The following is a 12,650-nucleotide window of genomic DNA, read 5'->3' as shown; positions in this document are numbered from 1 at the left end:
GCGTTTTGATTTTCAGATGATCAAGCCTGCTTCTTGGCAGGAAGGTTCGTCTTGGGGCGCAAAGGTAAATCACGCAGGCGTTCACCGCTCAGGGCAAACAGCGCATTGGCCACGGCTGGTGCAATCGGCGGCGTGCCCGGCTCACCGACGCCGCCCGGCGCGGCGCTGCTGGGCAGGATGTGAACTTCGATCTGCGGCATCTGTGCCATGCGGATGGCCTCATAGCTGGGAAAGTTGCTCTGCTCAACGCGGCCCTTCTTCAGCGTGATCTCACCAAACAGCGCGGCGGACAGCCCGTAAACGATGGCGCTTTGCATTTGGGCCTCCACCGTGTCGGGGTTGACCACCACCCCGCAGTCGATGGCACAGACCACCCGGTGCACCCGGACTTGGCCGCCTTCCAAAGACACTTCGGCCACCTGCGCACACCAAGAGCCAAAACTCTCATGCACTGCGATGCCGCGCGCGCGGCCGGCCGGCAAGGCCTGAGCCCAGCCTGCCTTGGCTGCCGCTAACTCCAAAACCTGGCGGTGGCGTGGCTTGTCGGCCAGCAGCGCGCGGCGGTATTCAAACGGGTCTTTGCCTGCCGCGTGAGCCAACTCGTCGATAAAACCTTCGGTGAAGAAGGCGTTGTAGGAGTGGCCGACGCTGCGCCAAGAGCCCACAGGCACCGGCGTCTTCACCCGCAACTGCCGCACGCTCAAGTTCGGCACGGCATAGGGCAGATCGAAGGCGCCCTCGATATGGTTTTTGTCTGGCGAATCGGCAGCGAAGGAGGGCAGCAGACGCTCGGTGGTCGACAAACCGATGGACGGTGCCGCCACCCGGTTCAGCCAGGCGGAGGGCTGGCCTTGCTCGTCCAGCGCGGCGGCAAAGCTGGCCAAAGCGGCCGGGCGGTACATATCGTGCTGCATGTCTTCTTCGCGCGACCAAACCAGTTTGACCGGGCGGCCCTGCGTCTGTTTAGCGATCAAGACGGCTTCCTCGATCATGTCCAGTTCCAGCCGGCGACCAAAGCCGCCGCCCAAGAGCGGCACATGCAGCGTCACTTGTTCGGTCTCCAGGCCTGCCACCTTGGCGGCTCGCCAGCGTGCCAGCGAGGCCACTTGAGTGCCGCACCAAACCGTCAGATGGCCGTCCTTGAACTGGGCCGTGCAATTGATGGGCTCCATGGCCGCGTGGGCCAGGAAGGGGGCTGAATAGGTGGCCTCCAGCTTGAGCTTGGCCTGGCTAAGCGCCTTGTCGGCGCCACCCTGGCTGCGAAAGCCGGTGCCGCTGTCGCTGCCTTGCAGCGCGGCCTGCAACTGGGCGCTGATCTGGGCCGAGTCCAATTGAGCATGAGGGCCGTCGGCCCACTCGATGTCCAGGCTCTCTATTGCGGTCTTGGCGCGCCAGTAGCGGTCAGCCAGCACCACCACCGCCTGCTCCTGGATCACAAAGGCATCGCTGACGCCGCGGCTGGCCTTGGCCTTTGCCGCATCAAAGCGCGCGACCTTGCCGCCAAACACGGGGCTGTGGCGAATCGCCGCATACAGCAGGCCATCTGGCCGCACATCAATGCCGAACTCGGCGCTGCCATTCACCTTGGCCGGAATGTCGGTACGGGGCGTGGGTTTGCCAATCAATTGATAGGCGCGGGGGTCTTTGAGCTTGACCTCGCTGCGCGGTGCGATCGTGGCCGTTGCCGCGGCCAACTCACCAAAGCTGGCTTTGCGGCCGCTGGCAGCATGGCTGACCACACCGGCTTGCACGCTGCAGCTCTCAGGGCTCACGCCCCAGCTTTGCGCGGCGGCGTCTACCAGCATGGCGCGGGCGGTGGCGCCGGCCAAGCGCATCGGCTCCCAGGCGTCTCGCACGCTGGAAGAGCCACCGGTGACCTGAAGGCTCAGCGCATAACCGACCTTTTGCACGGTGCGCCTCGCGAGGCGGGCCAGTGTGCTGTCGTCATCGGCGCTGAAGGGGATCACATTGATCAGCAGGGCGGTGTTGGCATAGATTTGCGCGACCGGTGCTTGCTCGGTGCTGACCTTGGCCCAGTCGGCATCCATCTCTTCCGCCACCAGCATGGCCAAGGCGGTGTGTACCCCCTGGCCCATTTCGGCGCGCGGCGAGGCGACGATGACGCGGCCGTCCGGCATGATCTTGACCCAGCCGTTCAGCGCCACTTGTTCGCCGCTGGCCGGGAAGATGGTTTTGTCACCCAGACGCGACTGAGCTGAGGGTGGGGTAGAGAGGCTCACGCCCAGCAGCGCGCCGCCACCGAGCAAACCGCCGGCAATCAGAAAACCACGGCGCTTCATGCGGCGCTCCCTTTGAGTTGCGCGGCGGCACTGTGAATACCCGCTCGGATTCGCTGGTAGGTGCCACAGCGGCAGATGTTGCTGATATGGGCGTCGATCTCGGCGTCGCTGGGCTGTGGGTTGCTGCGCAAGAGGCTGGCGGCGGCCATGATCATGCCGCTTTGGCAGTAGCCGCATTGCGGCACTTGGTGTTGGATCCAGGCCGCTTGCAAGGCGGCGACGATGCGGTCCGGCTCGGCCTCAATGGTGTGAATCTGCTTGCCCTCCAGCGCCATGATGGGCATCACGCAAGAGCGGGTGGCGACGCCGTCCACCGCCACGGTGCAAGCGCCGCAGCTGGCCACGCCGCAGCCAAACTTGGTGCCGGTCAGGCCCAGTTCATCGCGCAAGACCCATAGCAGCGGGGTTTCAGGCTCGATGTCCAGCGAGCGGCTTGTGCCGTTGATGTGCAGAGTGATGCTCATGGGGGTGGGCTTTCCTTCTTTGTTCTGTATGGCTTGCTTTGTAGCGGTGTTCAGGCGGCGACGCCAGTTTTCCAGCGGCGATAGCGTTTGATCATCTGCTTGCTGACCCACTGGTCGCAAAGCAGGGTGAAGAGCGGCGAGGCCGTGGGTTTGGGGCTCAGGCCCTTGGCCATGCGGTGCAGTTGTCGGCGCACCAAGGCCATGGTGGCAATGCCGACCAACACCTTGTCCTTCCAGGCGATAGCGGCCAAGGGCGCGTTGACCGCTACTCCGTGGGCCCATTGCTGGGGCAGGTCGGGGTCCATGGCCAGGGCGGTTCCCATGCCCACCACAGCAACGCCGCTGGCCAGCACCTGGCAGGCCACCTCAGGCCGGCTGATGCCGCCGGTGGTCATCAAAGGCATGCGGGCGTGAACCGCGAGGGCCTTGGCGAACTCCAGAAAGTAGGCTTCGCGCGCCAAGGTGCGGCCGTCAGCGGTGCGGCCCTGCATGGCCGGGCTCTCGTAGCTGCCGCCGGACAGCTCCAGCAGGTCCACACCCTCGTCATTCAGCATTTGGACGACGGCTTGCGCATCGCTTTCGCTGAAGCCGCCGCGTTGGAAGTCGGCCGAATTGAGTTTGACCGCGACACTGAAGCCCGGCGAGACCTTGCGTCGCACGGCGCGCAACACTTCGATCAACAGCCGGGCGCGGTTTTCAATACTGCCGCCCCAAGCGTCTTGGCGCTGATTGCTCAGCGGCGACAAGAACTGCGAGATCAAATAGCCATGCGCAGCGTGGATCTGCACGCCGTCAAAGCCTGCGTCTTCGGCGCGGCGGGCGGTGCTGGCGAAGCGCTCGATCACCTCGGCGATCTGCGCTTCGGTCATTGCGCTGGGTTGCCCAAACAACTTGGAATGTTTGCCCAGCTGCAGCGCTACCTCGGAGGGCGCCCAGACCGTGCCGCCCAAGGCCGCAAAGACTTGGCGGCCGGGGTGGCTGATCTGCATCCAGACTTTGGCACCCTTGGACTGTGCCGACGCAGCCCAGGGTTTGAAGCCGTCCAAGGGTGTGTTGGCTTCCAAGGCAATGCTGGCCGGGCCGGTCATGGCGCGGCTGTCCACCATCACATTGCCGGTGATCATCAGGCCGACGCCGCCTTCGGCCCAGCGTTGATAGAGGCGTGCGATGGCGGGGCCAGGCAACTGCCCATGCTCGGCCAGGCTTTCCTCCATGGCGGCCTTGGCCAGGCGATTCGGCAGCAGCTGTCCATGGGGCAGCTGCAGGGGCTGAAACAGGGCCGAAAAGGGTTTTGTGGTGTTTGGAGTGGCTTGCATGGTCGGCATGCTAAGCTTCAAGCCAACTTGAAGGTCAAGTGCTTTTGAGTCCTTTTGAGCCTGTTTGATTGACCCTGGAGCAGCGATGAAGATTGGAGACCTGGCTCAACGCACCGGCATGGCCGCCTCGGCCATTCGCTTTTACGAATCCAGCGGTCTGCTGCCCGCCGCCAAGCGGGGCGCCAATGGCTACCGGGTCTATGACGAGGAAACCTTGCAGCGCCTGTTGGTGATTCAAACCGCCCAGCGCCTGGGCTTCTCGCTCGACACCATGCGGCGCTTGCTGCCCCATGGTTCTGGCGACATGCCGCATGATTTGATTCTGCAAAGCCTGCAAGACCGGCTGAGCGAGATTGATGCCATGCAGGCAAGCTTGAGCCAGCAGCGCGAGGAGACGGTCGCTTTGATGAATAACTTGCAGACCCAGTGGCAGCTAGGACGATGCCTAGAGCTGGCGCCACCGCCGATCGCCGCTCAAAGCCGGCAGCGTGCCAATCAAGAAGCTTCGTAAAAACAAGAGCTTCTTTGATGATTTGCCTGCTTTATTGGAAGTAATTCTGCCGCCATCATGCGAGCGGATTCTTCTTTCCCGTGGTTTTTCTTGAGACTGAGAGGCTGTTCATGAAACGCATTGCCTTGTTTTTATTGACCAATTTGGGTGTGATGCTGGTGCTGGGCGTGGCCGTGCATTTGCTCGGCCTGAATCGCTTCCTGACTTCGAATGGACTTAACCTCACCAGCCTCTTGGGCTTTGCAATGGTGATGGGTTTTGGCGGCGCCTTTATTTCGCTGCTGATCAGCAAGCCCATGGCCAAGTGGACCACCGGTGTGCAGGTCGTCAACAACTCGGGCGACGCCACCCACATCTGGCTGGTGACCACGGTGGAGCGGTTTTCCGAGAAGGCCGGCATCAAGACGCCCGAGGTTGGCATCTATGAAGGCGCACCCAACGCCTTTGCCACCGGCGCCTTCAAGAACTCGGCCCTGGTGGCCGTGTCGACCGGGCTTTTGCAGTCCATGAGCCGAGAAGAGGTGGAGGCCGTCATCGGCCATGAAGTGGCCCACGTCGCCAACGGCGATATGGTCACCATGGCACTGATCCAGGGCGTGATGAACACCTTTGTGGTCTTCCTCTCGCGGGTGATTGGCTATGTGGTCGACAAGATCGTGCTGCGCAATCAAAACGATGGGCCAGGCATCGGCTACTACGTCACCACCATCGTCTTGGACATCGTCTTGGGTGTGGTGGCTGCCATCATCGTGGCCTGGTTCTCGCGTCAGCGTGAGTTCCGCGCCGATGCCGGTGCGGCGCAGCTGATGGGACGCAAGCAGCCCATGATGAACGCCTTGGCACGCCTGGGCGGTCTGGACCCCGGTGAGATGCCCAAGGCCATGCAAGCCATGGGCATCAGCGCTCGCCCGAATGGCTGGATGGCCTTGTTCTCTAGCCACCCACCGATGGAGCAGCGCATCGCGCGCTTGCAGCAGGGCAACTGATCCTTTTGCCCTTCAGCCGGTGATCAATTGATCCGCAGCGGGATGGTCACCGGCCCGTCGTTGAGCAGGCTCACCTGCATATCGGCGCCGAACTCGCCGGCTTCGACTTTGGGGTGCTGCGCGCGCGCCAGGCGCAAGCAGGCCTCGTAGAGCCGACGGCCTTGCTCGGCGCCGGCGGCGCCGGTGAAGCTGGGGCGCTTGCCGCTGCTGCAGTCGGCAGCCAGGGTGAACTGAGAGACGATCAAGAGGCCGCCGCCGATGTCTTGCACGCTGCGGTTCATCTTGCCGGCCTCGTCGCTGAAGATGCGCAGCTTCAAGACTTTGGCGATCAGCTTTTCGGCCTGCAACTCGGTGTCGCTGGGCTCGGCGCAAACCAGCATCAAAAGCCCTTGCTCAATGGCGCCAATGGTCTGGCCGGACACTTCCACTTTGGCGTGGCGAACTCTTTGCAGTACGGCAATCATTTTTGTTCGGCCACTTCGTCAAAATGCGCTTCCACATCACTGGGCAGCAATTGAATGCTGGCGCGCAGCCCCGGCACGGCCTTCATCAAGGCCTGCTCCAGCGCATTGCGCACCGCGGCGGCGCGGCCCAGGCTCCATTGCGCCGGCATGTGCATGTGCAGATCGATGTAGTGTCTTTGCCCGGCGCTGCGGGTCACCAGATGGTCAAAGCGGATGTGTTGATGCGAATACTCATCGAGTACCTTTTGCACCGCTTGCATGGAGTCGGCATCCAGAGCTTGGTCCATCAAGCCATCGCTGGACGCGCGCACCAGCTGCACGCCTTCGCGCAAGATGTTCAGGGCCACCAGCATCGCCAGCAGTGGGTCCAGCCACAGCCAGCCGGTGGCCATCACGCCGATCAGGCCCAGCACGACGCCGGCCGAGGTCCAGACATCGGTGAACATATGGCGGGCATTGGCCTCCAGCGCCATCGACTGGTGTTCGCGGGACTTGCGCAGCATGGCCCAGCCCAGCGCACCGTTCATGGCGGAGCTGATGACGGCCAAGGCGATGCCTATGCCTAAGGACTCCACCGGTTGCGGATCCAGCAGACGTTGAGCGGCCGCCCAGATGATGCCCATGCCGGCAGCGATGATCAGCACCCCTTCGAAACCGCTGGAGAAGTACTCGGCCTTGTGGTGGCCGTAAGGATGTTCCGCATCGGGCGGTTTGGCAGCGATGGTGACCATGGCCAGCGCAAACATAGAGCCAGCCAGATTGACCAGGGATTCCAGCGCATCGGCGGCCAAGCTGACCGAGTCGGTCCACCACCAGGCGCCGGTTTTCAAAACAATGGTGGCCAGGGCAACGGCGACGGATAACTTCAGGTAGGAGCTGACTTGCATCTGCTCATTGTCTCAGGGGCCGCACCTACAATGCGGCGCAAGACTTAGCCTCAGGCACAACCGGAAATTTCTCGTCATGAAAAACGACAGCAGCGCCGCTTCCAACACCACCGATGTTTCTCATATCGCTCCGCGCGAGAAGGCCGAGATCCTTTCGCAGGCGCTGCCCTATATCCGTAAGTTTCACGGCAAGACCATCGTCATCAAGTACGGCGGCAATGCCATGACCGACCCCGAGTTGCAAAAGGACTTTGCGGAAGACGTGGTGCTGCTCAAGTTGGTGGGCTTGAACCCGGTGGTGGTGCACGGCGGCGGCCCGCAAATCGAGGGCCTGCTGAGCAAGCTGGGCAAGAAGGGCGAGTTCATCCAAGGCATGCGCGTGACCGATGCCGAGACCATGGACGTGGTCGAGTGGGTGCTGGCCGGCGAGGTGCAGCAAGACGTGGTGGGCCTGATCAACGCCGCCGGCGGCAAGGCCGTGGGCCTGACCGGGCGTGACGGCGGCATGATCCGCGCCAAGAAGCTGATGGTGCAGGACAAGGACGACCCGAACAAAGAGCACGACATCGGCCAGGTGGGCGATATCGTCTCCATCGACCCCAGCGTGGTGAAGGCGCTGCAGGACGACCAATTCATCCCGGTGGTCAGCCCCATCGGCTTTGGCGAGCACAACGAAAGCTACAACATCAATGCCGATGTGGTGGCGGCCAAGCTGGCTACCGTGCTGAAGGCTGAAAAGCTCTTGATGCTGACGAACATCCGCGGCGTGCTGGACAAAGAAGGCCAGTTGCTGACCGAGCTGACTCCGCGTCGCATTGATGAATTGGTGGAAGACGGCACCATCAGCGGCGGCATGATCCCCAAGATTGCCGGCGCGATTGACGCGGCCAAGAGCGGCGTGAATGCGGTGCACATCATCGATGGCCGCGTGCCGCACGCGATGCTGCTGGAGATCTTGTCGGACCAAGCGTACGGAACCATGATCCGGTCGCACTGAGTCTGGGCTTTGGCGAAGCGGCTGATGGGCCCGTCTGCGAAGGACCGGGTCTGGTTCTTCGACCTGGACAACACCTTGCACAATGCTTCGGCCCATGTGTTTGGCGCTTTGCATCGGTCCATGGGCGATTACATCGAAGAGCACCTGGGCGTGCCCCAAGCCGAGGCCAGCCGTCTGCGGGCTCTGTACTGGCAGCGCTATGGCGCCACCTTGCTGGGCTTGGTGCGGCATCACGGCGTGCGGGCCGATCACTTTCTGCACCAAACCCACAAGCTCGACGGTATCGAGCCCTTGCTGCACACCCACGCGCATGACTTGGCGGCGCTCAAGCGCTTGCGCGGCCGCAAGTTCTTGTTGACCAATGCGCCGCAGGCTTATGCGCAGCGGGTGTTGGAAACGCTGGGCATGCAGCATTGCTTCGAGGCCATCATTCCCTGCGAGCAAATGCGCATGTTTGGCCATTGGCGGCTGAAACCCGATGCGCGCATGTTCCGCGCCTTGTTGGCTCGCTTGAAACTGCAGGCCCGTGACTGCGTCTTGGTGGAAGACACTTTGGTGCATCAAAAGTCGGCGCGCCGCGTCGGCATGCGCACCGTCTGGATGCAGCGTTGGGTGCACAAGGCCGCAGCAAAGCATGGCCCCGAGGCAGGCATCGGCCTGCGACGTCGGCCGGTGTATGTGGATCAACGCATTCGCGCCTTGAGCCAGCTGCGTTTTTGATTCGGGGCGGCAAAGTGCCCCCGCGCGGCTGTGCCAGAATCGGCCGCCGGTCCGGTAATGTGCTGTGGCAGTTTTCCGGCGCAGCTCCGCCTTAACCCTCCAAGCCGCTACCCCAATGCCAGCCCCAGAGACTGAACTGAACGTTGAAGCAGCCGTCGAAGTCAGCGCGCCAGAAGCTGTGGCCAGCACGCGCAAGCGACCTCGTCCGGGCGAGCGTCGGGTGCAGATCTTGCAGACCCTGGCCAGCATGTTGGAGCAGCCCGGCGCTGACCGTGTGACCACGGCGGCGTTGGCCGCCAAACTGTCGGTCAGCGAGGCGGCGCTTTATCGGCACTTCGCCAGCAAGGCGCAGATGTTCGAGGGCCTGATCGAGTTCATCGAAGGCAGCGTCTTCACCTTGCTGAACCAGATCATCGAGCGCGAGGGCAGCTCGGGCCTGCTGCAAGCGCAAAAAATCGTCTCGGTCTTGCTGCAGTTCGGCGAGCGCAACCCCGGCATGACGCGGGTGATGGTGGGCGATGCCTTGGTCTATGAGAACGAGCGTTTGGTGCTGCGCATGAACCAGTTTTTTGACCGGGTCGAGGGTGCTTTGCGCCAGGTCTTGCGCAAGGCTGCCGAGGCCAATGGCTCGACCACACCCACCGTCGAAGCGAACGCCCAGGCTTCGGTTTTGGTGAGCTTCATCATTGGCCGACTGCAGCGCTATGCGCGCTCGGGCTTCAAGCGCAGCCCCATCGAGCAGATGGAAGCGGCGCTGCGCATGTTGGTGGCACCCTAAGCCATCTCAAGGTTTCAGTGCGAAGAGCTGCAAGGTAAGCGGCAGCGCCTGTTCGTAAATTTGTTCCGAACCGAGCTTGGCGGTCAGAGGCTGAGTCGGCAACTGGGCCAGCGCCGGAATCTTTTCTGCCAACTGACGGCTGGGCAGCAAACTCGGCTCTGCCGCTGGCGTAGCGCCTAGCATGACCAGACCAATCCAACGCCCTGATTGATCAAACACCGGGCCTCCCGATGATGCTTGCGGCAAGGCGATGCCCAGGGCCTGCTTGGCGGGATCGGTCGCGAGGGTGCGGCCCAAGAAACCGCTGTGCATGGCGGGCCAGGCAGGCGCCGCTTGCGGGCTGCTCGGATGGCTGAAGGCGCTGGCCACGCTGCCGGCAAAAGCATCGCGTGGGGCTAAGCTCAAGGCCCGGCTGGTCTTGCCCAGGGGCAAGGCTTGCTCCAAGCTCAGCAGCGCCAGGCCGAGCTCGGGAAAGCGCTCGCGCAAGCGTGCCTTGCTGCCAAAGCCCAGGCCATTGCAAACCCAGAGCTGGGCGGATGGCTCTGCTGCAGCCAGCGCGCTCATAGGCACCAAGGCCAAGCGGCCTTCGTCGATCAGCAGGCCGCTTGCGAGCAGCTGCAGAGCCTCGACTTTGATGGGAGGCTCTTGGCCTGCTACAAGCCAGGGGCCGGGCCGGGCCGCAGCCAAGGCGCTGGAACTTTCGGCTTCGGCCTTGGCGTTCAAACGGCTGAGCTGGGTTTGCAGGGCCAGGAGGCTGGGCTCATCGGGCATGCGCCGCAGGCCTTCGCTCAGCAGGCGCTGGGCAAAGCTGCTTTGCTCACCCAGGGCCAGCAACCAAGCGTAGAGGCGCAGCGCTTGCGGCTCATACAAATGCGCACCGGCGGTGTGCGAGGCAAAGCTCAGGCCGGGCCGGAACTCGCCTTGCTGCAGCTGCGCCTGCACGATCAGCATTTCGGTGTCGGCCGCGTGGCTGAGCGCTGCCGCCGTGTCCAGATGAGCAAGCGCCTCGGCGCTGCGACCTTGATCCAGCGCCTGGCGAGCTTGCCGCAGCAAGGCCTGGCGCTGGGCCTCGGTCTCGGTCTCGGGCGTCATCGGCGTTGCGAGCGCGGCGCGTTCGCGCATTCGCTGCGCGGCCAAGGCCGTCAGCGATTGAACTTGCGGCGCCGCCTGCGTAGTCTGAGTTGCCTGCGTTTGGGGCTCGGCTGGGCTTGGCCCTTGCGCCCAAGCCGCCATGCCGCACGACAGGGCCGCTAGGCCCTGCACCCAGCGCTTCAGTCTCATCAAGGCAGCTTGTTGATGCGCGGCTTCTTCAATGCGGCTTGGCTCGGGTCATAGGCCGAAGCCGAGCCCTTGTAGCCAGCCAGATAAGCGATCAAGGCATCGATGTCTTGCGCGCCGCCCAGCACATTGCTGCCGCCCACGAGCGTGGTGTAGCCGTCGCCACCGGTGGCCATGAAGTTGTTGACCGTCACCCGGTAGGTCTTGTTCGGGTTTTGGACCACGCCGGCAATCACCAGCTTGTCAACCGCACCCGTGGCGACCGGGGGGTAGACCGTCACGTCCGTGGGCGTGAAGTTAACGTCAACAATCTTGGCGCAGGCCGGCGCGGCATCGCTCCAGCTGTATTGCAAACCATTGGAGATTTGCATGATGCGCGTCGTGCCCTGGCCCTTGCAGCCTTTGAACTGCTGTTCCAGCACGTCCTTGATCTGCTGGGCGGTCAGCGTCATGGTCACCAGGCTGTTGCCGAAGGGTTGGACCGTGAAGGCATTGCCGTAGCTGATGTCGAAGGGGGCAGTGGCGCCTGCGGGCTTGACGAAGCCGGGCGAGCGCACGCCACCGGCGTTCATGAAGGCCATCACAGCGCCGCCGAGTTGGGCGGGCTGGGTGGCTTGCAGCTGTGCGTCGGCAATCAGATCGCCGGCTGGCATTTCGCCAGCGGCATTGGCGGCGTTGCTCAGGTCGGCAGTCAAGGTGCCCACCACTTGGTTGGCCAGCGGCGACACCGCATTGAGGTAGCTGCTGACCAGATTCTTCACCGTTGGATTGCTGGCGATCAGCTGATTCGCCGTGGCGTTGTTGCGGTCCACCAAGCGATTGTTGACGCTGACATCCACCACGTCGCGGGTCTTGGGGTCGATGCTCAAGTCGATCTCCGACAACACGCGTCCAAAGGCGCTGGCGCTGGTCACCGGCACCAGGCGACCGGTCTTGTTCGGCAGGCCGGCGGTGCGGGGGCTGTTGCCGTTATCCACGGTGGTCTTCGAGCAGTTGTAGGCCGCATGGGTATGGCCGCTGACCACCAGGTCCACCGCGTTGTCCAGGCGGGCCACGATTTTGCCCAGATCGCTGTCGCTGCCGTCGCTGTTCTTCAGATTGTTCAAGCAACCATTGATGTCCTGGTTGTTGAAGCCGCCGGCCACCGCCGGGTTCTGGAAGGCACCCTGATGCACCAGCACCACGATGGACTCAATGCCCTGGGCGCGCAGCACCGGCACGATCGCGTTGACGGTGTCTGCCTCGTCCTTGAAGCTCAGGCCGGCCACGCCGGTGGGGGTGACGATGTCGGGCGTGCCTTTCAGCGTCATGCCGATGAAGGCAACTCGGACGCCGCCAAAGCTCTTCACGCCGTAGGGGGGCAGCAGGCTGCGGCCGGTGCCGGTGTCGATCACATTGGCCGACAGCCACTTGAACTTGGCGCCGTCAAAAGTGCCCGGTGCGGAGGAGCCGAAGCCCTTGCAGCTGTTCGGGTCCGGCTGGCCGGCCACCAGCTTGCAGCCGCCCATTTGCAGGCGGCGCAGCTCGTCCTTGCCCTTGTCGAACTCGTGGTTGCCGACCGAGCTGAAGTCCACACCGATCTTGTTCAGCGCTTCGACGGCCGGCTCGTCAAAAAACAGCGAGGAGATCAGCGGGGTGGCGCCGACAAAGTCGCCAGCGCCGACCACCACCGTGTTGGGGTTCTTTGACTTCATGTCCGCCACATAGGCGGCCAGGTATTCGGCGCCGCCGACGAGTGGCCGGTTGGCCGCAGGCACCGAAGTGTTGACGCCAAAGGTGCCGGGCGACTCCAGCGTGCCGTGGAAGTCATTGAAGCCAATGATCTTGACCTTGATGGCGGGTGCTGGCGTTTGGGCTGAGGCCGGGGTGCTCAGGCAGAAGGCGGCGCTCAGGGCCAGCAGGAGGGGATTGAGTTTCAACATGGGGATCATCCTGGAAGGGTTTGCTTC

At 63.3% G+C, this 12,650-nt stretch carries 12 protein-coding genes; 5 read left to right on the top strand and 7 right to left on the bottom strand.

Annotation, left to right across the window (positions count from 1 at the left end; genetic code table 11):
• Positions 1-20: 20 nt before the first annotated feature.
• Genes LNV06_RS06430 through LNV06_RS06420 form a run of 3 tightly spaced genes read right to left on the bottom strand, consistent with a single transcriptional unit; the run spans position 21 to position 4,089 of the window.
• Positions 21-2,300, bottom strand: coding sequence for a xanthine dehydrogenase family protein molybdopterin-binding subunit (locus LNV06_RS06430; RefSeq protein ID WP_263537375.1), 2,280 nt, complete (start codon positions 2,298-2,300; stop codon positions 21-23).
• On the bottom strand, positions 2,297-2,764 hold the full coding sequence (locus LNV06_RS06425) for a (2Fe-2S)-binding protein (RefSeq protein ID WP_263537374.1): 468 nt from the start codon (positions 2,762-2,764) through the stop codon (positions 2,297-2,299). Before LNV06_RS06425 ends, LNV06_RS06430 begins: the two co-directional genes overlap by 4 nt.
• 50 nt (positions 2,765-2,814) lie before the next feature.
• Complete coding sequence (locus tag LNV06_RS06420) at positions 2,815-4,089, bottom strand: NADH:flavin oxidoreductase/NADH oxidase family protein (RefSeq protein WP_411970061.1); 1,275 nt, start codon at positions 4,087-4,089, stop codon at positions 2,815-2,817.
• Between the two features lie 76 nt (positions 4,090-4,165).
• On the opposite strand from LNV06_RS06420, the gene LNV06_RS06415 reads away from it, so the two are divergent.
• Positions 4,166-4,591 (top strand): MerR family transcriptional regulator, encoded by a 426-nt coding sequence (locus LNV06_RS06415; protein WP_263537373.1) that lies wholly within the window; start codon positions 4,166-4,168, stop codon positions 4,589-4,591.
• Between the two features lie 110 nt (positions 4,592-4,701).
• Entirely contained in the window at positions 4,702-5,577 is an 876-nt protein-coding gene (gene htpX / locus LNV06_RS06410; RefSeq protein ID WP_263537372.1) for a protease HtpX, read from the top strand.
• 23 nt (positions 5,578-5,600) lie between these two features.
• On the opposite strand, the gene dtd is transcribed toward htpX, so the two are convergent.
• Together dtd and LNV06_RS06400 are read right to left on the bottom strand one after the other, a co-directional pair.
• Positions 5,601-6,041 (bottom strand): D-aminoacyl-tRNA deacylase, encoded by a 441-nt coding sequence (dtd, locus tag LNV06_RS06405; protein WP_263537371.1) that lies wholly within the window; start codon positions 6,039-6,041, stop codon positions 5,601-5,603.
• Positions 6,038-6,928 carry a cation diffusion facilitator family transporter gene (locus LNV06_RS06400; protein WP_263537370.1) on the bottom strand — a complete coding sequence of 297 codons (891 nt, stop codon included), beginning with the start codon at positions 6,926-6,928 and terminating at the stop codon, positions 6,038-6,040. The genes dtd and LNV06_RS06400 overlap by 4 nt, the downstream gene beginning before the upstream one ends.
• 76 nt (positions 6,929-7,004) lie before the next feature.
• On the opposite strand from LNV06_RS06400, the gene argB reads away from it, so the two are divergent.
• From argB to slmA, 3 genes are all read left to right on the top strand, one after another.
• Entirely contained in the window at positions 7,005-7,925 is a 921-nt protein-coding gene (gene argB, locus LNV06_RS06395; RefSeq protein ID WP_263537369.1) for an acetylglutamate kinase, read from the top strand.
• 24 nt (positions 7,926-7,949) lie between these two features.
• The gene (locus LNV06_RS06390) at positions 7,950-8,645 is read left to right on the top strand and encodes a pyrimidine 5'-nucleotidase (protein ID WP_263537368.1); all 696 of its coding nucleotides are present in this window, start codon (positions 7,950-7,952) and stop codon (positions 8,643-8,645) included.
• A gap of 115 nt (positions 8,646-8,760) precedes the next feature.
• Entirely contained in the window at positions 8,761-9,423 is a 663-nt protein-coding gene (slmA, locus tag LNV06_RS06385) for a nucleoid occlusion factor SlmA (protein ID WP_263537367.1), read from the top strand.
• A gap of 6 nt (positions 9,424-9,429) precedes the next feature.
• On the opposite strand, the gene LNV06_RS06380 is transcribed toward slmA, so the two are convergent.
• Together LNV06_RS06380 and LNV06_RS06375 are read right to left on the bottom strand one after the other, a co-directional pair.
• On the bottom strand, positions 9,430-10,704 hold the full coding sequence (locus LNV06_RS06380) for a hypothetical protein (RefSeq protein ID WP_263537366.1): 1,275 nt from the start codon (positions 10,702-10,704) through the stop codon (positions 9,430-9,432).
• The gene (locus LNV06_RS06375) at positions 10,704-12,623 is read right to left on the bottom strand and encodes a bifunctional metallophosphatase/5'-nucleotidase (protein ID WP_263537365.1); all 1,920 of its coding nucleotides are present in this window, start codon (positions 12,621-12,623) and stop codon (positions 10,704-10,706) included. Before LNV06_RS06375 ends, LNV06_RS06380 begins: the two co-directional genes overlap by 1 nt.
• Positions 12,624-12,650 lie beyond the last annotated feature (27 nt).

Origin of the sequence: Paucibacter sp. Y2R2-4 (genome assembly GCF_025717535.1) — a bacterium.
GTDB lineage: Bacteria > Pseudomonadota > Gammaproteobacteria > Burkholderiales > Burkholderiaceae_C > Paucibacter_A.
This window is presented reverse-complemented; position numbering and strand designations above follow the sequence as displayed.

What these genes read in the sequence shown, in the direction of transcription:
- LNV06_RS06430 (WP_263537375.1), bottom strand. Translation starts at nt 2,300, where the DNA reads ATGAAGCGCCGTGGTTTTCTGATTGCCGGCGGTTTGCTCGGTGGCGGC.
- htpX (WP_263537372.1), top strand. Translation starts at nt 4,702, where the DNA reads ATGAAACGCATTGCCTTGTTTTTATTGACCAATTTGGGTGTGATGCTG.
- LNV06_RS06415 (WP_263537373.1), top strand. Translation starts at nt 4,166, where the DNA reads ATGAAGATTGGAGACCTGGCTCAACGCACCGGCATGGCCGCCTCGGCC.
- dtd (WP_263537371.1), bottom strand. Translation starts at nt 6,041, where the DNA reads ATGATTGCCGTACTGCAAAGAGTTCGCCACGCCAAAGTGGAAGTGTCC.
- slmA (WP_263537367.1), top strand. Translation starts at nt 8,761, where the DNA reads ATGCCAGCCCCAGAGACTGAACTGAACGTTGAAGCAGCCGTCGAAGTC.
- LNV06_RS06425 (WP_263537374.1), bottom strand. Translation starts at nt 2,764, where the DNA reads ATGAGCATCACTCTGCACATCAACGGCACAAGCCGCTCGCTGGACATC.
- LNV06_RS06375 (WP_263537365.1), bottom strand. Translation starts at nt 12,623, where the DNA reads ATGTTGAAACTCAATCCCCTCCTGCTGGCCCTGAGCGCCGCCTTCTGC.
- argB (WP_263537369.1), top strand. Translation starts at nt 7,005, where the DNA reads ATGAAAAACGACAGCAGCGCCGCTTCCAACACCACCGATGTTTCTCAT.
- LNV06_RS06400 (WP_263537370.1), bottom strand. Translation starts at nt 6,928, where the DNA reads ATGCAAGTCAGCTCCTACCTGAAGTTATCCGTCGCCGTTGCCCTGGCC.
- LNV06_RS06420 (WP_411970061.1), bottom strand. Translation starts at nt 4,089, where the DNA reads ATGCCGACCATGCAAGCCACTCCAAACACCACAAAACCCTTTTCGGCC.
- LNV06_RS06390 (WP_263537368.1), top strand. Translation starts at nt 7,950, where the DNA reads ATGGGCCCGTCTGCGAAGGACCGGGTCTGGTTCTTCGACCTGGACAAC.
- LNV06_RS06380 (WP_263537366.1), bottom strand. Translation starts at nt 10,704, where the DNA reads ATGAGACTGAAGCGCTGGGTGCAGGGCCTAGCGGCCCTGTCGTGCGGC.